Genomic DNA, 528 nt, shown 5'->3' with positions numbered 1-528 from the left:
GCCCCGCCTACATGTCGCTCTCACCCCACGTTCCCGCACCACGCTCCGTCATTTCACGCCTAAAGGAAACGCATTTCATGGTTAAGTCTGGTAACACGACGCGCCGCCAGTTTTTGCAGGTCACGGCCGCAGCTGGCGCCGCTGGCGTCTTCACCTCGTCCGCCGCGCTGGTCAAAGGCGCCGAATCGCCGAACGAACGCCCGGTGTTTGCGACGATCGGTCTGCGCAATCAAGGTTGGACCATTACGAGCAAGTCGACCGGTCTGGCCGATTTCGCCGCGCTAGCTGACGTGGACGCCAATGTGCTGGGGACGAACGTCCAGCGCGTCAAAGATCGTCAGAAGAAAGCGCCTGACGCCTACAAAGACTACCGCAAGGTTCTGGATCGCGACGACATCGACGCGGTGATGATTGCGACGCCTGATCACTGGCACACCAAGGTCGCCGTCGAAGCGATGAAGGCCGGCAAAGACGTCTACTGCGAAAAGCCGCTGACGTTGACGATCGCCGAAGGCAAACTGATCGAGA

1 protein-coding gene is annotated in these 528 nt (G+C 60.2%); it reads left to right on the top strand.

Translation table 11 applies throughout. The features are described from left to right. Window positions 1-77 precede the first annotated feature (77 nt). A partial coding sequence (locus tag C5Y96_RS25995) for a Gfo/Idh/MocA family protein (RefSeq protein WP_146115817.1) occupies window positions 78-528 on the top strand: 451 nt, incomplete at its 3' end.

The sequence above is a fragment of the Blastopirellula marina genome, assembly GCF_002967715.1.
Taxonomy (GTDB): domain Bacteria; phylum Planctomycetota; class Planctomycetia; order Pirellulales; family Pirellulaceae; genus Bremerella; species Bremerella marina_B.
The sequence above is the reverse complement of the archived record's forward strand: the minus strand, read 5'-3'. Positions and strand labels throughout refer to the sequence as shown.